Raw genomic sequence first — 23,806 nt, 5'->3', positions numbered from 1 at the left:
ACATGAAAAAAGTATTTAGTTTATTATTTATTTCGATTTTAGCAGTTGTTCTAGTTGCTTGTGGTGGAGGTAGTGGTGACAAAAAAGAGAAGAATGAAACAATTAAAATTGGTGCATCACCAGCACCTCACGCTGAAATTTTAGAAGAAGCAAAGCCACTTCTTAAAAAAGAAGGTTATGATTTAGACATCAAGACAATTAACGATTATACAACACCTAACAAATTATTAGATAAAGGTGAACTTGATGCAAACTTCTTCCAACACACACCATATTTAGATAAAGAAGCTAAAGAAAAAGGTTATAAAATTGAATCAGCAGGAAATGTACACTTAGAACCAATGGCAGTTTACTCTAAAAAACATAAAAAATTAGAAGACTTACCAAAAAATGCTACTGTATATGTTTCAAACAACCCAGCTGAAGAAGGAAGATTTTTAGCATTCTTCAAAAAAGCAGACTTAATCAAAATTAAAGATGGCGTTGATCCAGTAGATGCGACATTTGACGACATTACTGAAAATAAGAAAAATATTAAATTTAATAATAAACAATCAGCAGAATTCTTACCAAAATCTTACCAAGCAGACGAAGGTGACGCGACAATCATCAACTCTAACTTCGCAATTGAACAAGGATTAAATCCAATTAAAGATTCAATCGCAGTAGAAGGTAAAGAATCACCATATGCTAACCTTATCGCTGTTCAAGAAGGACATAAAGACGATAAGAAAATTAAAGCATTAATGAAAGTATTACAATCAAAAGAAATTAAAGACTTCATCGACAAAAAATACGATGGTGCAGTCATCGCAGCTAAATAATAAAAAGCAAAAGAGCATCTAGCCAAAAGGTTAGATGCTCTTTTAATATATTTCTTAATTCTATTTTATACTTAAGCTAACAAGTCATTAGCAAAATAAATAACAACCATAAATACTGCTATTGCATATAAAATGATGCCAATTGATCTATAGTTTCTTACATTAAATGTTGCAATACTTGCTATTGTAGCTGCAGTTAGTAATGTATTAAATAGGCTATTTATATTGAAAACACCTACTAAATTTAATAAAAGTATAAATGCGCATATTGCACTAATGACAAATGCGAATTGTTCATAACGTTTCATGTGAACTTCCTTTCTAATATGTATATTTAATTATCATTATTATAGTATAAAAATTAATAAATAGCCTTCTTAAGCCATTCAAATAGAATATTTATAAATTGAGAATAGATTGAAATGATTATCATTTGGAAAAATTTTCAGAAAAATGCGAAATATGAAGAGTTTCTTCTATATAAATTGAGCGAAAATGTTTAATTGCCCGTGTAACTACGTTATAATATGAGAGGTAAAGATTCATAACAAACTTTGACGTTACATTAAAATTATTATAAACTAGAAAAGATAATATTGGGTTATCTTTTTTAAATGTGAATAAATTCTCTGGAGGGAAAAAATAATATGGCATCAAAATTAGAAATCAAAGATTTACACGTAGAAATCGAAGGCAAGGAAATTCTTAAAGGCGTAGATTTAACGATACAACAAGGTGAAATTCACGCAATCATGGGACCAAACGGTACTGGTAAATCAACTTTATCATCAGCAATCATGGGTCACCCTAAATACGACGTAACTAAAGGTGAAATCCTTTTAGATGGTGAAAATGTATTAGAAATGGAAGTTGATAAACGTGCTCAAGCTGGTTTATTCCTAGCTATGCAATATCCATCAGAAATTTCTGGTGTGACAAATGCTGATTTCTTACGTTCTGCTATAAATGCTAAACGTGAAGAAGGCGACGAAATTAACTTAATGCAATTCATTAAGAAATTAGATAAAGAAATGGATCTATTAGAAATGGATCAAGACATGGCTCAAAGATACCTTAACGAAGGTTTCTCTGGCGGTGAGAAAAAACGTAATGAAATTCTGCAATTAATGATGTTAGAACCTAAGTTTGCTATCTTAGATGAAATCGACTCAGGTTTAGATATCGACGCATTAAAAGTTGTATCAACAGGTATTAACAAAATGCGCGGTGAAGACTTTGGTTGCTTAATTATTACTCACTATCAAAGACTATTAAATTATATTACACCAGACTTCGTACACGTTATGATGCAAGGTCGCGTTGTAAAATCAGGTGGCGAAGAATTAGCGAGACGTCTTGAAGAAGAAGGTTACGAGTGGATTAAAGACGAACTAAACATTGAAGACGAAACAATCAACGCTGAGTAATATATAAGAATTATAGTCAAGTAGGAGGAGTATAAATGGCAACTGAAACAAAGTTAAATATTAACATTGAAGACATCGTTAATTATTCAGCATCTCAGAATGAACCAAAGTGGATGACTGACTTAAGAAAAGAAAGTTTTCAAAATTTAGATAAATTAGAAATGCCTAAACCAGATAAAACTAAAATTGACAGATGGGACTTTGATACATTCAAAACTCATGCTGTTGAAAGTGATACTTTCGATTCAATCGAAAGCTTACCAGAATCAGTACAAAAAATTATCGATACTGAAAATAATACAAACTTAATTGTTCAACATAATAATACACCTGCTTTTGTTAAAGTAGATGAAAAATTAACTGAACAAGGTGTTGTAATTAAAGATTTAAAAACGGCTTTAATTGAGAACAGTGAGTTAGTACAAAAATACTTTATGACAGATGCTGTTAAAGCAGATGAGCATAGATTAACGGCACTTCATGCAGCATTAGTAAATGGCGGTGTATTCGTATACGTACCTAAAAACGTTGTAGTTGAAGAACCTGTTCAATATGTTGTGCTTCATGATGATAGTGATGCAAGTTTCTTCAACCATGCGATTATCGTAACTGAAGAAAGCGCAGAATTAACATACGTTGAAAGTTATTTATCAACTGTATCTTCTAACAAAGGTCAGTTAAACATCGTTTCTGAAGTTATAGCTGGCGCTAATTCAAACATTACTTATGGCACAGTTGATTTTATGGATAAAGGTTTCACTGGTCATATCATTCGTCGTGGTACAGCAGATGCTGATGCTACAATAGATTGGGCTTTAGGCTTAATGAATGACTGTAGTACAATCAATGACAACACGACTTACTTAATGGGTGACCGTTCAAACTGTAACCTTAAAACAGTAGTCGTAGGTCGCGGAGAACAAAAACAAAACTTTACAACACAAATTATTCAATATGGTAAAGAATCAAATGGACATATCTTGAAACACGGTGTTATGAAAGACAGTTCTTCTTCAATCTTTAATGGTGTTGGATACATTAAACACGGCGGTACTAAAGCAGATGCACAACAAGAATCACGCGTACTGATGTTATCTGAAAAAGCTCGTGGAGATGCTAACCCAATTTTACTTATTGATGAAGATGATGTAACTGCAGGACACGCAGCTTCAGTAGGTAGAGTAGATCCAACTCAACTATACTACTTAATGAGTAGAGGTATTTCTCGTGAAGAAGCAGAACGTTTAGTTATTCACGGTTTCCTAGATCCAGTTGTATCTGCATTGCCAATTGAAGGCGTTAAACGTCAATTACGTGAAGTTATTGAACTTAAAGTAACAACACAAATATAAAAAAGGCACAGAAAGGTCTGATAATGTGGCCGAATCAACATTTAATGTAGAAAAAATTATAAAAGATTTTCCGATATTAGAGCAAGAAGTTAATGGTAGTAGACTCGTGTACTTAGATTCATCAGCCACAAGTCAAACACCTACGCAAGTTACGGATAGTATAGTTGATTATTATAATCGCTATAATTCGAATGTACATCGCGGTGTGCATACGCTCGGAACACTTGCAACAGATGCTTATGAAAAAGCGCGCGAAACTGTAAGAAGATTCATAAACGCACAGTATTTTGAAGAAGTTGTATTTACAAGAGGTACAACAACTGCAATCAATTTAATTGCGCATAGTTACGGTGATGCAAATGTGACAGAAGGTGACGAAATCGTTGTCACACAAATGGAACATCATGCAAATATCGTACCTTGGCAACAATTGGCAAAACGAACAGGTGCAAAGCTTAAATTTATTCCGATGTCAGAAAGTGGTGAACTTGAAAAAGAAGCCATTGATAACACGATAAACGATAATACTAAAATTGTAGCGGTAACTCACGTGTCAAATGTATTAGGAACAATAAATGATGTGAAGTATATTGCTGAAGTAGCACATAATCATAATGCGGTCATCGCTGTTGATGGTGCACAGTCAGCGCCACATATGAATGTTGACGTTCAAGATTTAGATGTGGACTTCTTTAGCTTTAGTGGACATAAAATGTTAGGTCCTACTGGGATAGGTGTTTTATATGGTAAACGCAATTTATTAGATAAGATGGAACCTATTGAATTTGGTGGAGATATGATAGACTTTGTTGGACTAGAAGATGCAACATGGACAGACTTACCAACGAAGTTTGAAGCAGGTACACCACTTATCGCTGAAGCAATTGCATTAGCTGAAGCAATAAGATATATAGATTCTATCGGTATGGATAACATTCATCAACATGAATACGATCTCGTGAGTTATGCATACAATGAAATGTCTAAAATTGATGGTTTAGATATATATGGACCATCTCCTGATAAACGAGCTGGATTAATAACATTTAATGTAGAAGGTGTACATCCACATGATTTAGCAACTGCACTAGATTCAAATGGTGTTGCTGTGAGAGCAGGTCACCACTGTGCGCAACCGTTAATGAAATGGTTAAACCAATCTTCAACAGCACGAGCAAGCTTCTATATTTATAATACTACTGAAGATGTTGACCAGTTAGTTCAGGCACTTAATGGAGCGAAGGAGTTTTTCTCGTATGAATTTTAATAACTTAGATCAACTATACCGTTCTGTAATTATGGACCATTACAAGAACCCACGTAATAAAGGTGTTCTTGAAGATGGCTCTTTAACAATAGATATGAACAACCCTACATGTGGTGATCGCATCCGCTTAACATTAGATGTTGAAGGAAATGTTATTAAAGATGCTAAGTTTGAAGGTGAAGGTTGCTCTATTTCGATGTCTAGTGCATCAATGATGACTGAAGCGGTTAAAGGTCATTCAATCGAAGAAGCTTTAGCAATGAGTCAAGAGTTCTCGAATATGATGCTTGGAGAATCTTATGATATGTCTGAGGAAATGGGCGATATTGAAGCCTTATCCGGTGTATCAAAGTTCCCAGCACGTATCAAATGCGCAACTTTAGCTTGGAAAGCATTTGAAAAAGGAACGAAAGAGCAAGATAACGCGTAACTTTTGAAAAATGGGCGAACGCTATTATAAAAGAGGAGTGAAGAAAATGGCTAAAAAATCACCAGAAGTTGGAGATTATAAATATGGCTTCCATGATGAAGACGTTTCTATTTTCCGTTCAGGTAGAGGTTTAACAGAAGATATCGTTAGAAAAATATCTGAAATGAAAGACGAACCACAATGGATGCTTGATTTTCGTTTGAAATCATTAAAACAATTCTACAAAATGCCTATGCCTATGTGGGGTGGGGATTTAACAGAATTAAACTTTGATGAAATCACTTATTATGTAAAACCATCAGAACGTTCAGAACGTTCATGGGATGAAGTACCAGAAGAAATTAAAAATACTTTCGATAAACTTGGTATACCAGAAGCAGAACAAAAATATCTTGCAGGTGTATCAGCGCAATATGAATCAGAAGTTGTTTACCATAACATGGAACAAGATTTAGAAGATCAAGGTATTATCTTTAAAGATACTGATTCAGCATTACGTGAAAACGAAGAATTATTCAAAGAATATTTCGCATCTGTTATCCCAGCTGCAGATAATAAATTCTCAGCATTAAACTCAGCAGTATGGTCAGGTGGATCATTCATTTATGTACCAAAAGGTATAAAACTTGAAACACCACTTCAAGCATATTTCAGAATTAACTCAGAAAACATGGGTCAATTCGAAAGAACTTTAATCATTGCTGACGAAGGTTCTTCAGTACACTATGTTGAAGGTTGTACAGCACCTGTTTATACAACAAATTCACTACACTCAGCTGTCGTTGAAATTATTGTTAAAAAAGATGCATACTGCCGTTACACAACTATTCAAAACTGGGCAAACAACGTTTTCAACTTAGTTACAAAACGTACATTTGTTTATGAGAATGGTACGATGGAATGGATTGATGGTAACTTAGGTTCTAAATTAACGATGAAATATCCATCTTGTTTCTTACTTGAAGAAGGCGCTAGAGGTATGACTTTATCTATCGCACTTGCAGGTAAAGGACAAGTACAAGATGCTGGAGCTAAAATGATTCATAAAGCGCCAAATACTTCATCAACTATTGTATCTAAATCTATTTCTAAAAATGGCGGTAAAGTAGTTTACCGTGGACAAGTACACTTTGGCCGTAAAGCAACTGGTGCTCGTTCTAACATTGAGTGTGATACGTTAATCATGGATAACGAATCTACATCAGATACAATTCCTTATAATGAAATTATGAACGATAACATTTCATTAGAACACGAAGCGAAAGTTTCTAAAGTATCTGAAGAACAGTTATTCTACTTAATGAGCCGTGGTATTTCAGAAGAAGAAGCTACTGAAATGATCGTAATGGGCTTCATTGAACCATTCACTAAAGAATTACCAATGGAATATGCAGTTGAAATGAACCGCCTAATCAAGTTTGAAATGGAAGGTTCTATCGGTTAATTATTCATTACAAAAATAGATAGTTTGGGCATCAATACCCATTCTTAAAATTAAAAATCTCTTCATTAGGTTATAGCCTAGTGAAGAGATTTTTTTGTTTTACTAATCTATTTTAGAAAGTGCTACTGAAGATGTTCTATTTCTTAAATCTACTTCAATTTCTTCTAAACTACGACCTCTTGTTTCAGGTAGATATTTTATAACAAATATCATTGCAAATATACCGATGACTGCGAAAATCAAGAATACTTGTTCAATTCCCATAACTGAAGTGAGCATTGGGAAGAATTGAGCGACTAATAAACTACCGATTGATAATGATAATGTCGCAATACCTGTTGCTGCGCCTCTTGCTCTCATTGGGAATAATTCTGGTAACACAATCCATAAAATAGGTCCCCAAGTGAATGCGAAGAATACAATGAACATTGTTAAACATGCTACGATAATCCAAGCACCGACTGTTGAATCGAGTCCAATTGTCCAAACGAGTGTTGCCATGATAAGTAATGAACTAACCATACCTATATTGCCTGTAATAAGTAGTTTTTTACGATCGATTTTATCCATAATCATAATTGCAAAAATGGTCACAATCACATTAACTGAACCGATACCTACTGTACCTAAAATGGCTGTAGCATCTCCTAATCCTGCTTGACTAAAGATTGTAGGTGCATAATATATGATGGCATTTATACCAATGATTTGTTGTAATAAAGCAAATATGCAACCAATGACGAGTACAGGTCTTAACCAAATTGACTTCAATACTGTCCACGTACTTTCTGAAATATGAATGATTTCTTTCATTTCATCTATTTCTTTATCGATTTCTCCTTGTTTACGTGTTATAGCCATAACTTTTCTAGCTGCTTTCTCACTTTTGTGCTCAAGTAACCATCTTGGACTTTCCGGCATAAAGTATACGCCAATCATGAGAATAACAGAAGGTACAACAGCTAAACCTACCATCCATCTCCAAGCTTCCATATCAGCGAAAGCATAGTTTACTAAATATGATGCGAGTATACCTATTGTGATCATAAGTTGATTTAACGAACTGAGTGAACCTCTTGTATCTGTAGGTGCCATTTCTGAAAGATACACTGGCACGATTGCAGTAGATCCTCCGACAGCTAAGCCGATAATAAATCTACCAATCACTAATACAATCATTGACTGTGCAAATGAAAGTATTAAAGCACCGATTATAAATACAATGGAAATGATAAAGACAAGTTTTCTACGTCCAAGTTTGTCTGATAAAGGACCACTTGCCCCTGAACCGAATATTGCGCCGACTAACATTGAACTTACAACAAGACCTTCAGTTATATGCGTAAGTGGAATGTCATTTTTTATGAAAAGTAAAGCACCCGAAATTACTCCAGTATCATACCCGTAAAGCAATCCTCCTAAAGCACCAAGGAAGAATATTAACTTTGTTCGATAATTGCTTGCTTCCATTTTATTACCTCCAAGTATTTTGAATAAGTACATTAGATAACTGCAATTATTCGATTAATGAATAAAAATTCTGAATCAGATTTAATTATGTTAAATAACTAAAAATTTGTAATTATCTAAAAAATCTGATTTAATTATAAATGTAAGCCTTTTCAAATAGAAAATCAAGTATAAATTAAAATAACAAAAAGATATTAGTTATCGTGCATTACTTAAATGAGAGGGGGACTGTCATGAAGCAATCTTCAAGAATTAATGTAAATTTGATGAAAGATTATAATAAACAACTTGTTTTAAGAACGATTCAAAAGCATGGACCTATATCGAGAGTTGAAATTGCGAACCGCATTGAATTATCTAGGCCCTCTGTTTCGGAAATTGTCTCTATACTGATTGAAGAACAATGGATTGAAGAAAAACCATCGGAAATAAAAGTTAGAGGAAGACAACCGATACCTTTAGATATTAATAAAGAGAAGAAAGTCATCGTCGGTTTAGAAATTGGTGCTTATGCTACAACAGTTATCGTTTGTAATTTAAAGGCAGAAATCTTATATGAGATACAAATTGAGATGAATACGCATAAAGAGCCAGATCAAATGATTGAATATTTAGGGCAACAAATTAATTCAATCACTCAAACTTATAAGGAAAAGGAAATAGGAGTACTTGGTATAGGTGTTGGTATGCATGGATTAGTAGATACGGAAAAAGGTAAAAATATATTTGCCCCTAATTTAGGTTGGAGAAATGTAGAGATTCAGACGATTTTAGAAAACATTACTCAATTAAAAGTTCTAATTGACAATGACTGTAATAGTGCAGCGCTAGCAGAAATGTGGTTTGGTCAAGGTAAAGATGAAAGTAATTTCATTTCAGTTATCGTGGATTACGGTGTAGGTGCAAGTATTATTAATGGTGGTTCAATCTTTAAAGGTGCACATCATGTTACCGGACAAATTGGTCACGTAACGATAGATCCTGATGGACCTCTATGTTCATGCGGAAATTATGGATGTCTAGAAACTTTAACATCAGAAAAAGCGATTTTGAAAAAAGTGAAACGCAAACTAAAAATGGGTGAAACGAGTCACATAATAAATCAAAAGTTTAATATAGAAGATTTGACGATAGAAGATTTCTACCAAGCAGTCAATCAAGGTGATGAACTTTGTTTAAATATAGCAGAAGAAATCGGAAGAAATCTCGGTCTTGGATTTACAATTTTAATTAATTTATTTGGACCAAAATTCATCGTGTTAGGAGGGAGTTTAACTCAAATAAGTGATGTTTTAATACCGAATATAATGCGTGTCATTCAGCTAAAAGTAATGGGTGAAGAAGCAAAGCAGACGCCGATTGTTACATCTGCTTTAGAAAATGATTTATATACGATTGGCGCAGCTTCTTTAATCGTTGAAGATATATTCTCGTTGCCTAACCCTAATAAAAGATTTTAAGGAGGAAAAATGAATGAGTAATTTAAATGGACAAGTTGCAATTGTCACAGGTTCTGGAAAAGGAATTGGAAAAGGAATTGCTAAGCAGTTAAGTCTTAAAGGTGCCAAAGTAGTCGTTGCTACAATAGATGCTGAATTTGGTAAAGAAACGGTTGAAGAAATAAAGCAAAGTGGAGGAGATGCTTACTTTGTTGAAACAGATGTATCTAAAGAAGAAAGTATTATCAACATGGTTGAAGAAACGATTAAACATTATGGGCAGATTAATACACTTGTAAATAATGCTGGTATTACAGTGTTTAAGTCTATTGAAGAAGCCACAGTAGAAGATTGGGATTCAATTATCAATATCGATTTAAGAGGGACTTTCTTATGTTCCAAACATGTTATTTCTGAAATGAAAAAGCAAGGTGGCGGTTCAATTATCAACATCTCTTCAAATCATTCTATTGCAACTTTGCCTGATACTGACATGTATGCAGCGGCTAAAGGTGGCGTAAATGGCATGACAAGAGGTATGGCATTGAGCTTAGGTAAATATAATATTCGTGTTAATGCAATTTGCCCTGGCTTTACGAATACAGCTCACTTGAAAAATTGGTTTGACTCAATGGATAACGAAGAAGAAGTCAGAAAAGGTGTGTTAGATTTACATGCAACTTCAAGAATTAATGAGCCAGAAGATATTGGAAAATTAGCACAATATTTAGCTTCAGATGATTCTGAAATGATGACTGGTGAACATTTAGTCATTGATGGCGGATTGTCAGCACGATTATACAACGCAGAAGGTTATTAACTTAAAGGAGTGTTGAAATGATGGATGTTTTATCAATTGGTGAAACGATGGTCGTGTTTGCTCCGAAAGAAGTTGGTCCTATGCGTTATGCACATGACTTTACAACTCATATTGCTGGGGCAGAGACAAATACGCTTATTGGTTTAGAAAAGCTCGGCATTAAAACTGGCTGGATTAGTCAGCTTGGAAATGATGAGCTAGGATATAAAATTCTTTCATTTGTACGTGGAGAAGGTATAAATGTTGATGCAGTTCATTTAACTGATGATGCACCTACAGGATTATTTCTAAAAGAAAAAAATCGACAAGATCAAACACGCGTGCATTATTATAGAAAAGGTTCTGCTGCAAGTTTAATGACGACTTCAAATATTGATGAAGAATATGTAGCACAATTTAAGTATTTATATGTAACTGGAATAACACCAGCATTGAGTGAAAACTGTAAAGATACGATATTCCATTTAATATCTGTAGCAAAAAAGCTTAACTTAAAAATCATATTTGATCCTAATTTAAGACTTAAGTTATGGAATGAAGCGCAAGCTCGAGAAACGTTGTTAAACATCATTTCATTAAGCGATATTGTCTTACCAGGAATAAGCGAAGGCGCATTTCTATTTAATGAAAGGTCTGAAAAAAAGATTGCTCAGAACATCATAGCGTTAGGCGCCTCAACAGTAATCGTCAAACTTGGTAGTGAAGGCGCTTATTACGAAAATGATGAACATGTAGGATATGCGAAAGCTTCTAAAAACGTAGAAGTTGTGGACCCAGTTGGAGCTGGAGATGGATTTGCTGCTGGATTTATAGCTGGTTATATAGACGGATTATCTTTACATGATGCTGTCGAACAAGCTTGTAATGCAGGTGCACTGGTGACGACTGTTAAAGGTGATGTTGAAGGTTTACCGAGTAAAGAAGAAATTAAACAATTAAAAAATAATATCAATACAGATGATGTTATTAGATAAGGAGCAATTTATATGGATACTTTAAATATAATAAAAGAAACTAAACTTATTGCGATTTTACGAAATGCAAATCCGGATGATGTCTTACCTATTGTGAGAACGTTATATAAAGCTGGTGTTAGAGCTATAGAAGTAACGATGAATTCACCAAAAGCTTTAGCATCAATTGATTTAATTGCTAATGAAATGAAAGGGAAAGTAGTCGTTGGAGCTGGAACAGTATTAGATGCTGAATCTGCGAGGTTAGCAATATTGAGTGGGGCTACTTTTATTTTATCTCCTACCGTTAATAAAGAAACAATTAGAATGACTAAGAAATATGGTGTGGTAAGTATACCAGGCGCTTTAACCCCAACTGAAATATTAGAAGCTTATGAATATGGCGGCGATATTATTAAAGTATTCCCAACTACTACGATGGGACCAAGCTATATAAAAGATTTACAAGGACCATTGCCACATATACCGCTTTTACCAACAGGAGGCGTTGATCTAAATAATGTTGCTGATTTTATAAAAGCTGGTGCAGTTGGTGTAGGTTTAGGAAGTGCGTTAGTCAATACTAAAGTCGAGACAAGCGATGAATATCATGATGAATTAGAAAAAACGGCTCAAGCATTTTATAACAAAGTACATTTAGAAAAAGGACGTGCATAATATGAAAATAATTGATTATGAACTATTTCAAGTACCGCCTCGTTGGTTGTTCTTAAAAATCACAACTGATGAAGGATTGATAGGATGGGGAGAACCTGTTATTGAAGGTAAAGCAAGTACTGTTGGAGCAGCAGTAGATGAGTTTATGCAACAATTAATTGGTAAGAATCCATTAAATATAGAAGACCATTGGAATATGATGTATAGAAGCAGCTTTTATAGAGGCGGCCCAATATTAATGAGTGCGATTTCAGGAATTGATCAAGCTTTATGGGATATAAAAGGGAAATATTATAATGCACCTGTACATGAACTATTAGGTGGCGCATGTAGAGATTCAATGAAAGTCTATTCTTGGATTGGTGGCGATAGACCTCAAGATACTTCAAATGCTGCAAAAAAAGCTTTAGAAAATGGTTTTGAAGCAATAAAAATGAATGCAACTGAAGAATTACAATATGTAGATAGTTATGGAAAAATAGATCTTGTGATAGAGCGTGTTGCGGGTATACGTGAAGCGGTTGGCAATCAATTAGGAATAGGCATTGATTTTCATGGTAGAGTACATAGACCAATGGCTAAAGTATTAGCGAAAGAATTAGAACAATTTAAACCAATGTTTATTGAAGAACCCGTATTAAGCGAAAATATAGAAGCCGTAAGAGAAATTAGCCAAACGACAACGATACCAATAGCATTAGGAGAGAGACTATTTTCAAGATGGGACTTTAAACCTATATTAGAAAGTGGTTATGTAGACATCATTCAACCAGACTTATCACATGCAGGCGGCATTACAGAATGTAAAAAAATTATTTCTATGGCAGAAGCACATGATGTAGGCGCAGCTCCACACTGTCCGCTTGGTCCTATAGCGTTAGCATCTTGTTTACAAGTAGATGCAACTTGTCATAATGCATTTATACAAGAACAAAGCCTAGGCATTCACTACAATAAAGATAGTGATATATTAGATTATGTTAAAAATAAAGAAATATTTGAGTTTCAAGATGGCTATGTAAATATACCTAAAAAGCCAGGACTAGGCGTAGAAATAGATGAAGATCATGTTAGAGAAATGGCAAAAGTAAGCCATGACTGGCACAATCCAGTATGGAGACATAAAGACGGAAGTATCGCAGAGTGGTAAAGAGGAATATAAAAAATCACCCAATCCGAAAATGATTCCAACGGATTGGGTGATTTTTTATATTTCTAATGTATTTCTTTATATTCGTACACTTGTAATGGATTAAATTTAATTAAATAATGCTCATACCAAGTACTGATACCATATTTCTGTTTATAATGTTCTAAAGCTTCATCTATATATCCTTCTGATACATCTAAATAATTACTGAGCTCAAACTTATTATGCACGCCTGCTTGATATGCTTGGACGATACTTTTTAAAGGTATAATTTTCTCGAAGCCCAATCTTCTTGCTTTATGTTCAAATTTCCATTTCCATAATTCTGTTGTATCAAGTATATTTCCATAAGAAATATCATGATGGGCTAATTCTTCTCCTAGAACTTCTAACTTTTCTCTGTTAGATAAATCATCTTTCAATAAAATTAATCCATCTACATATAAACCTTTCAATTGTCGTGGAAGGTTATTTGTTTCTTTTATGACGATGTGTTCATTATTGATAAGCATTTTTTCATATCTGTTCAAATTATCCCCACCATAAGTTTTGTCTAAAATACGTTTTATTTATTTTGATGTTTTAAGAAATCAACATATTCTAAAACTTTTTTTAGTTCTTCTTCTGTTAATTCTCCATCTAAATGTGCTGCAATAGTTTCAGCAGTCGAGTTATAAGTTCTTTTAGCTTCCCCATCTAACATATAACTCACGCTAACGTTAAACAATTTAGCCATTTCTTCTATTTTTTTCATCTTTGGTGCTTTACGACCTGTTTCCCAATATGAAATGGATTGTTTTGAAACTTGTAATTCGTCCGCTAACTTTTGTTGCGTCCATCCATTCTTCGTTCTTAATAAACTAATTTGTTCAGAGAGTTTATTTTCAGACACCATAAGTTTCCCGCTCCTTATATGATTGATACTTTCATTATAACTCTTGGTTATATTTTTTCAATAAAAATATCATAAATATAACTAAAAGTTATTGACGTCAACCAAAAGTTATACTATAGTGTAACCAAGGAGGTGATAGACATGGTTAAAATGAACTTCAAAACAAATAAGGTTAACTTGAATTATTCAGAAGATGAAAACAAAATTCAAATTGATCCGGATAAGGTTAAGCAGTTTGTTGCAATGATAGGAGGATTTATTGGCGCTTTGTATTTAGCTTTAAATGCTTCTGGTGTTCAAGTTGAATGGTTTAATCCTCAAAAGTTAAATGCATGGATGAATGTACTCAATACAGGTATCCCAATTGTATTTGTACTCTATGGAATTTGGAAAAATACATTCATTTTAACGAATCGCTCTAGAGAACAAGAACAGTTTTTAAAACAATCAGGAAAGAAATAAAATTTGAAAGGATGATTCAATGTTAACAGCAATCAATTATTTAACTCAAAAAGGATGGGAAATATCATCAGATCCAAGAACTTATGATGAATATCCGAAACAATACGGATATAGAAACTATACGGAAGACGGTATCAATTACGATGCATATTGCAGTGGCTATCATAGAGCTTTTGATGTATTTAATAACAAGACAAATAATATTCCAGCAGTTACAAGTGGGACAGTTATACTTAGTGAACCATTTGGTAATTTTGGTGGAACGATGGAAATTCGAGATAGCAATGGTAACGATTGGATATATGGACACATGATGAGAGATTCTTTGAAATTTTCAAAAGGAGATAAAGTCATTCAAGGAGATATCATTGGTTTACAAGGTAATACGAATTATGATGACAATCCAATGAGTGAACATTTGCATATTCAATTGCGCAAAAAAGGAGAAAATATTACAAACGAAGTCACAAGAGTGTGCAGTGGCATGCCGATAGAAAATTATGATATTACAAAATTAAACGAAAAGTTAGATCAATCTAAAAATAAAGGAGCAGTTCAAATGAGTAGAAAAATTATGATCGTAGCAGGGCATGGATATAATGATCCAGGTGCAGTTGGAAATGGAACAAATGAAAGAGATTTTATTAGAGCTAATATTGTAGATAGAGTAGCTAACTATTTAAAACAAGCAGGAAACACAGTTGCAGTTTATGGTAAAGATCAAGATATGTATCAAGATACAGCATACGGACAACAAATAGGTAACACGACTGATTATGGTTTGTATTGGGTTAAATCACAAGGGTATGAAATCGTTGTGGAATTTCATTTAGATTCTGCATCGGCATCAGCAACAGGAGGGCACGTTATTATACCTAGTGGATTAGCAGCAGATAATATTGACAAAGCATTGCAAGCAGCCGTACAAAAGCATGTTGGAACGATAAGAGGTATCACAGAAAGAAGTGATTTGTTACATTGCAACGTAGCAAAAGCAGAATATATCAATTATAGACTTGTAGAATTAGGATTTATTACGTCAACTAAAGATATGAACACGATTAAAAATAATCTAAATGCATATACAAAATCATTAGCAGAAGCAATACACGGTGCAGCAATCGGAACTAACCCATCAACATATACAGTCGTTAACGGAGATACACTGTGGGGCATTAGCCAAAAAACAGGGGTAACAGTTGCAACATTAAAAAAATTAAACGGATTGACATCAGATGTGATACAAATCGGACAAGTATTAAAATTGAAATAGGAGATGTAAAAATGGAAAATAAAACAGAAAAAAATACCTTAGACATAAACATTATCCAATGACAGCCATCATTTAATAAAATTATGTAAGGTATCCTTAACACCTTTCAATATAACATAAAATCCCCGCTATCAACAAAAAGATAGCGGGGATTTTGTTGGTAAATTATAGTTTTTATAAATTGTTGTGGTAGAAAAATTCATATCAATCATTATCAAAACTGTTTTTTTGTAGATGAATAGTCGTATTCCAATTTGTAAAGTTAGGATGATAAAAGAGTTAGAAATTACATAAATTTAATCAAACAAACTGAACTATAAATACTCTGTATGGTATGATAAATATGGTGATAAGATATGATAAAAATTGGCCTAACTGGATGGGGAGATCATGATAGTTTATACGAGGATCTTTCTAATAAAAAAGACAAATTAAAGGCATATGCTGCTCATTTTCCTATTGTAGAATTGGATGCGACTTATTATGCGATTCAACCTCAAAGAAATATTGAAAAGTGGATTCGTGAAACGCCTGAGAATTTTAAGTTTGTAGTTAAAATTCATCAAGCTTTAACTGGTCATGCTGAAGTTACTGATTTTGCTGAGGGTAAGGTAGAGTTATTTAATTTATTTAAAGATTCTATGGCACCTTTGAAAGCGGCAGGTAAGTTAGCGATGATTCTCGTTCAGTTTCCACCTTGGTTTGATTTGCAACCTCAAAATATTAATTATTTGCGATATGTTCGTGAGCAATTAAAAGATTTTGATGTATGCATTGAATTTCGTAATCGTTCTTGGTTTAGAGATGATGTAAAAGAGTATACATTGGAATTTTTAACTGAAATGAAATTTATTCATAGTATTTGTGATGAACCTCAAAGTGGAGAAGGCTCTATTCCACTTATTAATCGTATTACACATGATGTCGCTTTTGTTCGTTACCATGGCAGAAATGTTAATGGTTGGACTAAAAAAGATATGACAGATCAAGAGTGGCGTGACGTGAGATATTTATATGATTATAATGAAGATGAATTAAAAGAATTGACTCATAAAGTGAAAATATTAAACCAGAAAGCAAAGGATATCTATGTAGTATTTAATAATAATTCAGGTGGTCACGCTGCACATAATGCCAAAACTTACCAAAAATTATTAGATATAAGATATGAAGGTTTAGCGCCTAAACAACTTAAATTATTTTAGAGGTGACAGAAGTGGCATATTTAGTGTTAGTAATTATTGGTGTGTTATCTGCAATCATAGGTGCATTAGTAGGAATAGGTGGCGGTATAATTATCGTGCCATCACTTGTATACTTTGGAATTGATCACGATTTATTGTCAGGTATGACCCCACAAAGAGCAATAGGTACATCATCAGTCATTTTAATTACGACTGGTCTGACAGCTACACTGGGCTATTTGAAAACGAAGCAAGTTGATATAAAAAATGGACTGATATTCTTAATAGGTATTATTCCTGGTGCTTTAGTTGGTGCATATTTGAGTAAGTATTTCACGTTAGATTCATTTAATTTATATTTTGGGATTTTTCTTATTCTCATTTCTATAATTTTAATGATTCGTAACCATGTGAAGCCAATTAAATATTTCCAACAAGAAAAGTATTTAAAATCATTTACAGATAGATATGGGAAACAGCATAAATATGGAATACCGCCAGTCGCTGCGGTAGTATCAGCTTTTATTGTAGGTATTACGACAGGGCTGTTTGGAATAGGTGGTGGCGCCTTGATGACACCATTGATGATTATCGTATTTAAATTCCCACCCCACGTTGCAGTAGGCACAAGTATGATGATGATTTTCTTCTCTAGTCTATCGAGTTCTGTAAGTCACGTTCTGCAAGGTAATGTTTTATGGGTACATGCAATTGTACTGATTATATCAAGTTACTTTGGTGCGAAAATTGGTGTCAGAATTAATAGTAGAATGAAATCAGATACAGTTGTTTTAATTTTAAGGATTACAATGTTAATCTTAGGTATATATTTGATTATAAAAAGTGTTTTATAAGGAGTTGAATTTGTGAAACTCACAATATTTCATACGAATGATATTCATAGCCATTTAAATACATATGCAAAAATATCTCAATATATTAAAAATGAAAGAAGCAAACTTCAACAAGATTCCTTATATATTGATATAGGTGACCATATAGATTTGTTTCATCCATTAACAGAAGCGTCACAAGGTACTGAAAATGTTAAAATATTAAATGATAGCAATGTTGATGTTGTCACGATAGGTAACAATGAAGGTATGACAATTTCTCATGATGCACTTAATCACTTGTATGATGACGCTCAGTTTGATGTAACGTGTTGTAATTTATTTGATCTTGAAGGCAATTTACCTAACCATTTAACATCTCACGTCGTTAAAGATGTGAATGGTATAAAAGTGTGCATGATAGGTCTTACAGCACCATTTAACCATATATATGAAACGTTAGACTGGAAAGTGACATCCCCATTACTTGCATTAAAAAATGAAATTGCTCAAGTTAAAGAAGACTATGGTGTATTGCTTGTCTTAAGCCACGTTGGAATCTTTTTTGATGAGCAATTATGCCAAGAATGTCCAGAAATTGATGTTATTTTCGGAGCACACACGCATCATTATTTTGAACATGGTGAAGAAAAAAACGGTGTGCTGATGGCTGCTGCTGGTAAATACGGGCACTATGTTGGACAAGTCGATTTAGAGATTGAACATCATAAAGTTATTCATAAAGAAGCTCGTATTCTCGATACAACTTTATTAGAAGAAGTCACTAATAATTATGAAGAAAAAGGTAGGGCACTCTTAAACAAGCCAATTCTAAGTAGAGAGATATCTTTACCACGACGTTTAAATAGTGCTAGCTATACAACAGATTTACTTTGTGAAAGTGTTTTAGAGTTTACAGAGGCAGATTGTGCTATCATCAATGCAGGGTTAATTGTTAAAGGTATAGCTGGAAACGAATTAACCGAATATGATGTTCATCAAATGTTACCTCATCCAATTAATACAGTTTCTATTAATTTAAGAGGTGTAGAACTTAAACAAATTATTTATAAAGCGATGGAACAGTCCTATATGGATGAAGTTGCGATCGGTTTTGGGTTTAGAGGAGATATTTTTGGCGGATATGTCTTTAAAAATATCGGTTATATTGAATCTACAGGTCAATGTTTTGTTAAAGGTGAGGAAGTTCAAGATCACGAACAATATAAGTTAGGGACAATTGACATGTATACTTTTGGTAGATATTTCCCGATTTTAAAAGAAATGAATATAAATTATATCATGCCTCAATTTTTAAGAAATATTTTCGAACAAAAGTTATTACAAAGTGAAAAGAAAGTGTAACGAGCATTTAAATTTATACGTATTTTGGTTATAATGAACGAAGATGAAAATTAATTATAGAGGGGTGTTCGCGTATATGGCTACTAAAAATGAAGAAATATTACGTAAACCAGACTGGTTAAAAATAAAGTTAAATACTAATAAGAACTACACTGGCTTAAAGAAAATGATGCGTGAAAAGAATCTTCATACTGTATGTGAAGAAGCAAAATGTCCAAATATTCACGAATGTTGGGGAGAGAGACGTACTGCTACATTTATGATTTTGGGCGCAGTGTGTACAAGAGCGTGTCGTTTCTGTGCAGTTAAAACAGGTCTGCCAAATGAACTAGACTTAGACGAACCACAACGTGTTGCAGAATCAGTTCAATTAATGAACTTAAAACACGTAGTCATTACGGCTGTTGCGAGAGATGACTTGAAAGATGCTGGTTCAAATGTTTATGCTGAAACTGTTCGTAAAGTAAGAGAATTGAATCCATATACATCTATAGAAATCTTGCCTTCAGATATGGGTGGTAGCTATGAAGCGTTAGAAACTTTGATGGATTCTAAACCAGATATTTTAAACCATAATATCGAAACAGTTAGACGATTAACACCAAGAGTTAGAGCACGTGCAAAATATGACCGTACGTTAGAATTCTTAAGACGCTCTAAAGAAATGTATCCAGACATCCCTACAAAATCAAGTTTGATGGTAGGTTTAGGCGAAACTGTTGAAGAAATATACGAAACAATGGATGATTTACGTGCAAATGATGTTGATATTATGACGATTGGACAATATTTACAACCATCTCGTAAACATTTAAATGTTCAAAAATATTATACGCCGTTAGAGTTTGGTAAATTAAGAAAAGTCGCTATGGAAAAAGGCTTCAAACATTGCCAAGCAGGACCAATGGTACGTAGTTCTTATCACGCTGACGAACAAGTTAATGAAGCAGCTAAACAAAAACATAAACTAGGTGAGCAGGCACTTAATAATTAATAAGGTGATTGAATGTTAACTAAAATAGACCATAACTATTTTGAAGTAATTAAAGATGATCAACAATCATTCAATGAAGAGCAATTTACATCACGTTATTCTGAAATTCTAGATAAATATGATTTTATTGTTGGCGATTTTGGCTATGATCAACTTCGTTTAAAAGGTTTTTATTATGATTCTAATAAAAAAAGCGACTCAAATAAGCGATTTTCAGCTATTCAAGATTATTTACTCGAGTACTGCAACTTTGGATGTAAATATTTTGTGTTAAGACGCTTAACTAAAGCAGAAATAACTAGATTAACAGCTGAAGACGCACATTTTGTAGACGAAGATAATAAATTAGATGATGTGAAAATTGAACCTACAATACAACAAAATAGTAAACAAGAGCAACACAAACAACAAGAAAACGAAGAAGTAGAAGAAGAAGAAACAGTCGAAGAAGAAATCGTTGAAGAACAGCAAACATCTAAAAATACTTTAAAAGATTATTTATAAAAAAGAGCCCGGAAAAATCCGGGCTCTTTTCGTATTTATAATAAAGATAGCGTACATTTTAAATATCAATAACATCATTTAAATATTCAGTAACTTCTTCTCCTTCTTCTGGAGAAAGACCTAAGATGTGACTAATGTATCCGTCTTCTTCTAAGTCATCTCTACCAATGATTCCAAAAGTATTATTTTGCGTATTCAGTACCATTGTTTTACCGTAATGTCTGTCTGTATAGATAAGTGTTAGATCATATCTACTATGCTCACCTACAAAACCAACAAATTTTATTTTTGCTTCGTCTTCTTCATCATATAAAAACATTTCTATCATAAGTAGTTACTCCTTTATTTTAAAGCTTTCTTTAATTGTATAGTATACAGAGCAATGCCGTATAATTCAAAATTATGATATTATGATATATGAATAGGAGGTTTTCTACATGTATTTCGTAGATAGCAAAACATTAAATTTAAAATTAAATTATTTAGAAAAATTAACAGTTGATTTTGAAATTGAGAAGAATTCTCCATATGCTTTAGAAAGAATTGCACATATGATGATTGAATCGGTAGTAGATATTGGGAATTTGATTATTGATGCATTTATTTTAAGAGATCCAGGAAATTACAAAGATGTTATAGATATTATGGAGCTTGAGAAAGTATTTCAGCCTTCAACTGCAGAAGCTGTAAGAAATTCTATAGACTATAGAAAAGAATTAATTCGTAATTATGAAAATATCAATCATGATGAATTAAGAAAAACTTTTGAAATAGCTAATCCATTTTATAAGCAAGCGATTCAGGATACGAAACATTTTTTAGAAAATGAAAATGTACCAGTTACAGCATTTGGCGAAGGAGATAAAAATGAAAGACTATAAAGGTTATTTAATAGATATAGATGGAACGATGTATAAAGGTTCAGAGATAATTGAAGGTGCTATTGAATTTATTGAATATTTAAATGAACATCATAAAAATTATTTATTCGTTACGAATAATTCTTCAAAAACACCTGCAGAAGTAGCAGAAAAATTAAATAACATGGGATTTAATACTTCAAGTGAACATGTCATTACATCAGCAATGGCGACTGCTGGTTATATAAGTGAAACATCACCAGGTGCTTCTGTATATATGGTTGGTGGAAGTGGCTTGAATACCTCTTTAAGTGAGGCCGGCTTAGTCATTAAAGAAGATGAACATGTTGATTATGTTGTGATGGGACTAGATGTTAATATTTCTTATGAAAAATTATCAGTTGCATGTTTAGCTGTCCGAAATGGCGCTAAATTTATTTCAACAAATAAAGATGTTTCAATTCCTAATGAAAGAGGGTTCTTACCTGGTAATGGTTCATTAACAAGTGTTGTAAGTGTCTCTACAGGACAAACACCGATCTTTATAGGAAAACCTGAGACAATCATTATGGAACAAGCTATTGAAAAAATTGGTCTTTCAAAAGAAGAATGTGTGATGATCGGTGATTTATATGATACAGATATTTTAGCCGGTATTAATAGTGGTATTGATACTTTACACGTTCAAACAGGCGTTACATCTTTAGAAGAAATTAACAAGAAAGAAGTATTACCTACTTATAGTGTTAAGAACTTATTTGAAGTGATTAAGTAAGCTAAATAAGGAGATGGGAACATGACTGAAAAAGTATTAGTTGCAAGACAATTACCAGATAAATTCATACAACAAATCGAACAATTTTCGGAAGTAGATGTTTGGAATAGTGAATTAGAACCTATGCCAAGAGAAGAATTTCTAAAACGATCTAAAGACGCAACAATTGTTATTACAACGTTAAGTGAGAAAATCGATGAGACCTTCTTTGAATCAGCTCCAAAAATTAAAGGGGTCGTTAACTTAGCAGTTGGATTTGATAATATTGACATTGAACTTGCTCATAACAAAGGTGTTGTTGTAACTAATACGCCAGAAGTATTAACAGAAACAACAGCAGAACTAGGCTTTACGTTAATGTTAACTGCAGCTAGAAGAATAGTAGAAGCGGTTGAATATGTAGAAAATGGTGAATGGAAAAGTTGGGGCCCTTACTTATTAGCAGGTAAAGATGTTCATGGTTCTACAGTCGGTATATATGGCATGGGTGCAATTGGAGAAGCGTTTGCAAGACGATTAAAAGGATTTAATTGCAAAGTTTTATACCATAACCGCTCCAAAAAAGAAGATGCTGAAAAACAGTTGAACGTTGAATATAGAACGATGGATCAATTGTTAGAAGAAAGTGACTTCGTAGTGTGTACTGCGCCTTTAACCCCTGAAACAAAAGGTATATTTAATAAAGAAACTTTTAAAAAAATGAAGGATTCTGCAATATTGATTAACGTCGGGCGAGGCGGACATGTCGTAGAATCAGATTTAATAGAAGCAATAGAACAAAAAGAAATTCTCGGTGCTGCATTAGATGTCGTAGAAAATGAACCTATATCTATGGATCATCCGTTCTTAAAAATGGATCAAGTAATCGTAGTACCTCATATAGGTAGTAGTTCAATAAACACACGAGATAACATGGTGCAACTATGTGTAGATAATGCAAAACATATTATAGAAGGTAACGCGCCAGTTACACCGGTGAAGAAATAATACAATATGAAGTAAAAGTTTAATCTCATTAACTGAGACAACAATAATCTTAATGATTATTTCAGACTGCTAACAAAGTCACTTAAAGTGAACTTGTCGGCAGTCTTTTTTTGCGTCATATTGCTTGTATTTTTATATGTATAAAAACATCGATATTCCTTTTAATTTCCATAATATGCTAATATTTTACATATTTTCGTTGATATCTAGTTGCGCATAGAATATAATATGAAAATAGAATAATTACAAAATAAAATTATAAGGAGATTAACGATGGAAAAAATTAGGGATATATTACTTTCTGAGAACTGCAAAATTATTGGATTAACTATTTTCTATTTCTTAATCATGATTGTTTTATTTTGGATTTATGCTGGTGGAAGTGCAAGTAACGATTTTATATACAATGAATTTTAAAGA

Annotated in this window: 26 protein-coding genes and 1 pseudogene; 22 read left to right on the top strand and 5 right to left on the bottom strand. The window is 33.1% G+C overall.

Features of this window, described 5'->3' with window-relative positions; translation table 11 throughout:
- The first annotated feature begins 2 nt into the window (after nucleotides 1–2).
- Nucleotides 3–824: a MetQ/NlpA family ABC transporter substrate-binding protein gene (locus PYW35_RS10175; protein ID WP_103322536.1), complete on the top strand. Its 822-nt coding sequence runs from the start codon at nucleotides 3–5 to the stop codon at nucleotides 822–824.
- Between the two features lie 71 nt (nucleotides 825–895).
- On the opposite strand, the gene PYW35_RS10170 is transcribed toward PYW35_RS10175, so the two are convergent.
- Nucleotides 896–1,132, bottom strand: a complete 237-nt coding sequence (locus PYW35_RS10170) for a hypothetical protein (protein ID WP_103322529.1) — start codon at nucleotides 1,130–1,132, stop codon at nucleotides 896–898.
- Between the two features lie 339 nt (nucleotides 1,133–1,471).
- On the opposite strand from PYW35_RS10170, the gene sufC reads away from it, so the two are divergent.
- From sufC to sufB, 5 genes are read left to right on the top strand one after another with little or no spacing between them, the layout of a single operon-like run.
- Entirely contained in the window at nucleotides 1,472–2,251 is a 780-nt protein-coding gene (gene sufC, locus PYW35_RS10165) for a Fe-S cluster assembly ATPase SufC (protein ID WP_103322528.1), read from the top strand.
- Nucleotides 2,252–2,286: 35 nt separating this feature from the next.
- Nucleotides 2,287–3,603 carry a Fe-S cluster assembly protein SufD gene (gene sufD, locus PYW35_RS10160; protein ID WP_103322527.1) on the top strand — a complete coding sequence of 439 codons (1,317 nt, stop codon included), beginning with the start codon at nucleotides 2,287–2,289 and terminating at the stop codon, nucleotides 3,601–3,603.
- 25 nt (nucleotides 3,604–3,628) lie between these two features.
- On the top strand, nucleotides 3,629–4,870 hold the full coding sequence (locus PYW35_RS10155; protein WP_103322526.1) for a cysteine desulfurase: 1,242 nt from the start codon (nucleotides 3,629–3,631) through the stop codon (nucleotides 4,868–4,870).
- Complete coding sequence (sufU, locus tag PYW35_RS10150) at nucleotides 4,860–5,300, top strand: Fe-S cluster assembly sulfur transfer protein SufU (protein WP_016911606.1); 441 nt, start codon at nucleotides 4,860–4,862, stop codon at nucleotides 5,298–5,300. Before PYW35_RS10155 ends, sufU begins: the two co-directional genes overlap by 11 nt.
- Before the next feature lie 46 nt (nucleotides 5,301–5,346).
- Complete coding sequence (gene sufB / locus PYW35_RS10145; RefSeq protein WP_016911607.1) at nucleotides 5,347–6,744, top strand: Fe-S cluster assembly protein SufB; 1,398 nt, start codon at nucleotides 5,347–5,349, stop codon at nucleotides 6,742–6,744.
- 102 nt (nucleotides 6,745–6,846) lie between these two features.
- On the opposite strand, the gene glcP is transcribed toward sufB, so the two are convergent.
- Nucleotides 6,847–8,214, bottom strand: coding sequence for a glucose transporter GlcP (gene glcP, locus PYW35_RS10140; RefSeq protein WP_016911608.1), 1,368 nt, complete (start codon nucleotides 8,212–8,214; stop codon nucleotides 6,847–6,849).
- 233 nt (nucleotides 8,215–8,447) lie between these two features.
- On the opposite strand from glcP, the gene PYW35_RS10135 reads away from it, so the two are divergent.
- Genes PYW35_RS10135 through dgoD form a run of 5 tightly spaced genes read left to right on the top strand, consistent with a single transcriptional unit; the run spans nucleotide 8,448 to nucleotide 13,254 of the window.
- Nucleotides 8,448–9,674: an ROK family transcriptional regulator gene (locus PYW35_RS10135; RefSeq protein WP_103322525.1), complete on the top strand. Its 1,227-nt coding sequence runs from the start codon at nucleotides 8,448–8,450 to the stop codon at nucleotides 9,672–9,674.
- A 13-nt stretch (nucleotides 9,675–9,687) separates the two neighbouring features.
- On the top strand, nucleotides 9,688–10,473 hold the full coding sequence (locus tag PYW35_RS10130) for an SDR family NAD(P)-dependent oxidoreductase (RefSeq protein WP_103322524.1): 786 nt from the start codon (nucleotides 9,688–9,690) through the stop codon (nucleotides 10,471–10,473).
- 20 nt (nucleotides 10,474–10,493) lie between these two features.
- On the top strand, nucleotides 10,494–11,447 hold the full coding sequence (locus PYW35_RS10125) for a sugar kinase (protein WP_103322535.1): 954 nt from the start codon (nucleotides 10,494–10,496) through the stop codon (nucleotides 11,445–11,447).
- Between the two features lie 12 nt (nucleotides 11,448–11,459).
- Nucleotides 11,460–12,104 (top strand): bifunctional 4-hydroxy-2-oxoglutarate aldolase/2-dehydro-3-deoxy-phosphogluconate aldolase, encoded by a 645-nt coding sequence (locus PYW35_RS10120; RefSeq protein WP_103322523.1) that lies wholly within the window; start codon nucleotides 11,460–11,462, stop codon nucleotides 12,102–12,104.
- 1 nt (nucleotide 12,105) lies between these two features.
- Nucleotides 12,106–13,254, top strand: coding sequence for a galactonate dehydratase (gene dgoD, locus PYW35_RS10115; protein WP_103322522.1), 1,149 nt, complete (start codon nucleotides 12,106–12,108; stop codon nucleotides 13,252–13,254).
- 65 nt (nucleotides 13,255–13,319) lie between these two features.
- Here dgoD and PYW35_RS10110 read toward each other — a convergent pair whose 3' ends face one another.
- A complete protein-coding gene (locus PYW35_RS10110; RefSeq protein WP_016911613.1) occupies nucleotides 13,320–13,784 on the bottom strand; it encodes an ImmA/IrrE family metallo-endopeptidase in 465 nt (154 codons plus the stop codon).
- A gap of 35 nt (nucleotides 13,785–13,819) precedes the next feature.
- Nucleotides 13,820–14,149, bottom strand: coding sequence for a helix-turn-helix transcriptional regulator (locus PYW35_RS10105; RefSeq protein ID WP_016911614.1), 330 nt, complete (start codon nucleotides 14,147–14,149; stop codon nucleotides 13,820–13,822).
- A 141-nt stretch (nucleotides 14,150–14,290) separates the two neighbouring features.
- Between PYW35_RS10105 and PYW35_RS10100 the strand changes: the two genes are divergently transcribed.
- The 7 genes and pseudogenes from PYW35_RS10100 to PYW35_RS10070 all read left to right on the top strand — a co-directional run.
- Nucleotides 14,291–14,611 (top strand): phage holin, encoded by a 321-nt coding sequence (locus PYW35_RS10100; protein ID WP_016911615.1) that lies wholly within the window; start codon nucleotides 14,291–14,293, stop codon nucleotides 14,609–14,611.
- Nucleotides 14,612–14,630: 19 nt separating this feature from the next.
- Nucleotides 14,631–15,884: an N-acetylmuramoyl-L-alanine amidase gene (locus PYW35_RS10095; protein ID WP_103322521.1), complete on the top strand. Its 1,254-nt coding sequence runs from the start codon at nucleotides 14,631–14,633 to the stop codon at nucleotides 15,882–15,884.
- A 356-nt stretch (nucleotides 15,885–16,240) separates the two neighbouring features.
- A complete protein-coding gene (locus tag PYW35_RS10090; protein WP_103322520.1) occupies nucleotides 16,241–17,089 on the top strand; it encodes a DUF72 domain-containing protein in 849 nt (282 codons plus the stop codon).
- Nucleotides 17,090–17,100: 11 nt separating this feature from the next.
- Nucleotides 17,101–17,922, top strand: coding sequence for a sulfite exporter TauE/SafE family protein (locus tag PYW35_RS10085; protein ID WP_103322519.1), 822 nt, complete (start codon nucleotides 17,101–17,103; stop codon nucleotides 17,920–17,922).
- 12 nt (nucleotides 17,923–17,934) lie between these two features.
- Complete coding sequence (locus PYW35_RS10080) at nucleotides 17,935–19,266, top strand: bifunctional metallophosphatase/5'-nucleotidase (RefSeq protein WP_103322518.1); 1,332 nt, start codon at nucleotides 17,935–17,937, stop codon at nucleotides 19,264–19,266.
- Nucleotides 19,267–19,342: 76 nt separating this feature from the next.
- On the top strand, nucleotides 19,343–20,260 hold the full coding sequence (gene lipA, locus PYW35_RS10075; RefSeq protein WP_016911624.1) for a lipoyl synthase: 918 nt from the start codon (nucleotides 19,343–19,345) through the stop codon (nucleotides 20,258–20,260).
- 12 nt (nucleotides 20,261–20,272) lie between these two features.
- A pseudogene (locus tag PYW35_RS10070) lies at nucleotides 20,273–20,638 on the top strand (YutD family protein); the annotation flags it as partial.
- A 184-nt stretch (nucleotides 20,639–20,822) separates the two neighbouring features.
- On the opposite strand, the gene PYW35_RS10065 reads toward PYW35_RS10070, so the two are convergent.
- Nucleotides 20,823–21,092, bottom strand: coding sequence for a DUF3055 domain-containing protein (locus PYW35_RS10065; RefSeq protein WP_016912815.1), 270 nt, complete (start codon nucleotides 21,090–21,092; stop codon nucleotides 20,823–20,825).
- Nucleotides 21,093–21,201: 109 nt separating this feature from the next.
- Here PYW35_RS10065 and PYW35_RS10060 point away from each other — a divergent pair, with 109 nt between their 5' ends.
- The 4 genes from PYW35_RS10060 (at nucleotide 21,202) to PYW35_RS10045 (ending at nucleotide 23,803) form a co-directional block, all read left to right on the top strand.
- Nucleotides 21,202–21,645: a DUF86 domain-containing protein gene (locus tag PYW35_RS10060; RefSeq protein ID WP_103322516.1), complete on the top strand. Its 444-nt coding sequence runs from the start codon at nucleotides 21,202–21,204 to the stop codon at nucleotides 21,643–21,645.
- Nucleotides 21,632–22,399 carry a TIGR01457 family HAD-type hydrolase gene (locus tag PYW35_RS10055; RefSeq protein ID WP_103322515.1) on the top strand — a complete coding sequence of 256 codons (768 nt, stop codon included), beginning with the start codon at nucleotides 21,632–21,634 and terminating at the stop codon, nucleotides 22,397–22,399. The genes PYW35_RS10060 and PYW35_RS10055 overlap by 14 nt, the downstream gene beginning before the upstream one ends.
- A 21-nt stretch (nucleotides 22,400–22,420) precedes the next feature.
- Nucleotides 22,421–23,386 (top strand): 2-hydroxyacid dehydrogenase, encoded by a 966-nt coding sequence (locus tag PYW35_RS10050; protein WP_103322514.1) that lies wholly within the window; start codon nucleotides 22,421–22,423, stop codon nucleotides 23,384–23,386.
- 273 nt (nucleotides 23,387–23,659) lie between these two features.
- Nucleotides 23,660–23,803: a teichoic acid D-Ala incorporation-associated protein DltX gene (locus PYW35_RS10045; RefSeq protein ID WP_103322513.1), complete on the top strand. Its 144-nt coding sequence runs from the start codon at nucleotides 23,660–23,662 to the stop codon at nucleotides 23,801–23,803.
- Nucleotides 23,804–23,806 lie beyond the last annotated feature (3 nt).

This window comes from Mammaliicoccus vitulinus (assembly GCF_029024305.1).
Taxonomy (GTDB): domain Bacteria; phylum Bacillota; class Bacilli; order Staphylococcales; family Staphylococcaceae; genus Mammaliicoccus; species Mammaliicoccus vitulinus.
The sequence above is the reverse complement of the archived record's forward strand: the minus strand, read 5'-3'. Positions and strand labels throughout refer to the sequence as shown.

Excerpts from the sequence above, each read along its gene's own strand:
- PYW35_RS10130 (WP_103322524.1), top strand. The coding sequence starts at position 9,688 with ATGAGTAATTTAAATGGACAAGTTGCAATTGTCACAGGTTCTGGAAAA.
- PYW35_RS10135 (WP_103322525.1), top strand. The coding sequence starts at position 8,448 with ATGAAGCAATCTTCAAGAATTAATGTAAATTTGATGAAAGATTATAAT.
- dgoD (WP_103322522.1), top strand. The coding sequence starts at position 12,106 with ATGAAAATAATTGATTATGAACTATTTCAAGTACCGCCTCGTTGGTTG.
- sufD (WP_103322527.1), top strand. The coding sequence starts at position 2,287 with ATGGCAACTGAAACAAAGTTAAATATTAACATTGAAGACATCGTTAAT.
- PYW35_RS10060 (WP_103322516.1), top strand. The coding sequence starts at position 21,202 with ATGTATTTCGTAGATAGCAAAACATTAAATTTAAAATTAAATTATTTA.
- glcP (WP_016911608.1), bottom strand. The coding sequence starts at position 8,214 with ATGGAAGCAAGCAATTATCGAACAAAGTTAATATTCTTCCTTGGTGCT.
- PYW35_RS10055 (WP_103322515.1), top strand. The coding sequence starts at position 21,632 with ATGAAAGACTATAAAGGTTATTTAATAGATATAGATGGAACGATGTAT.
- PYW35_RS10100 (WP_016911615.1), top strand. The coding sequence starts at position 14,291 with ATGGTTAAAATGAACTTCAAAACAAATAAGGTTAACTTGAATTATTCA.
- PYW35_RS10125 (WP_103322535.1), top strand. The coding sequence starts at position 10,494 with ATGGATGTTTTATCAATTGGTGAAACGATGGTCGTGTTTGCTCCGAAA.
- sufB (WP_016911607.1), top strand. The coding sequence starts at position 5,347 with ATGGCTAAAAAATCACCAGAAGTTGGAGATTATAAATATGGCTTCCAT.
- sufU (WP_016911606.1), top strand. The coding sequence starts at position 4,860 with ATGAATTTTAATAACTTAGATCAACTATACCGTTCTGTAATTATGGAC.
- PYW35_RS10105 (WP_016911614.1), bottom strand. The coding sequence starts at position 14,149 with ATGGTGTCTGAAAATAAACTCTCTGAACAAATTAGTTTATTAAGAACG.
- PYW35_RS10175 (WP_103322536.1), top strand. The coding sequence starts at position 3 with ATGAAAAAAGTATTTAGTTTATTATTTATTTCGATTTTAGCAGTTGTT.
- PYW35_RS10090 (WP_103322520.1), top strand. The coding sequence starts at position 16,241 with ATGATAAAAATTGGCCTAACTGGATGGGGAGATCATGATAGTTTATAC.
- sufC (WP_103322528.1), top strand. The coding sequence starts at position 1,472 with ATGGCATCAAAATTAGAAATCAAAGATTTACACGTAGAAATCGAAGGC.
- PYW35_RS10095 (WP_103322521.1), top strand. The coding sequence starts at position 14,631 with ATGTTAACAGCAATCAATTATTTAACTCAAAAAGGATGGGAAATATCA.
- PYW35_RS10050 (WP_103322514.1), top strand. The coding sequence starts at position 22,421 with ATGACTGAAAAAGTATTAGTTGCAAGACAATTACCAGATAAATTCATA.
- lipA (WP_016911624.1), top strand. The coding sequence starts at position 19,343 with ATGGCTACTAAAAATGAAGAAATATTACGTAAACCAGACTGGTTAAAA.
- PYW35_RS10120 (WP_103322523.1), top strand. The coding sequence starts at position 11,460 with ATGGATACTTTAAATATAATAAAAGAAACTAAACTTATTGCGATTTTA.
- PYW35_RS10065 (WP_016912815.1), bottom strand. The coding sequence starts at position 21,092 with ATGATAGAAATGTTTTTATATGATGAAGAAGACGAAGCAAAAATAAAA.
- PYW35_RS10045 (WP_103322513.1), top strand. The coding sequence starts at position 23,660 with ATGGAAAAAATTAGGGATATATTACTTTCTGAGAACTGCAAAATTATT.
- PYW35_RS10170 (WP_103322529.1), bottom strand. The coding sequence starts at position 1,132 with ATGAAACGTTATGAACAATTCGCATTTGTCATTAGTGCAATATGCGCA.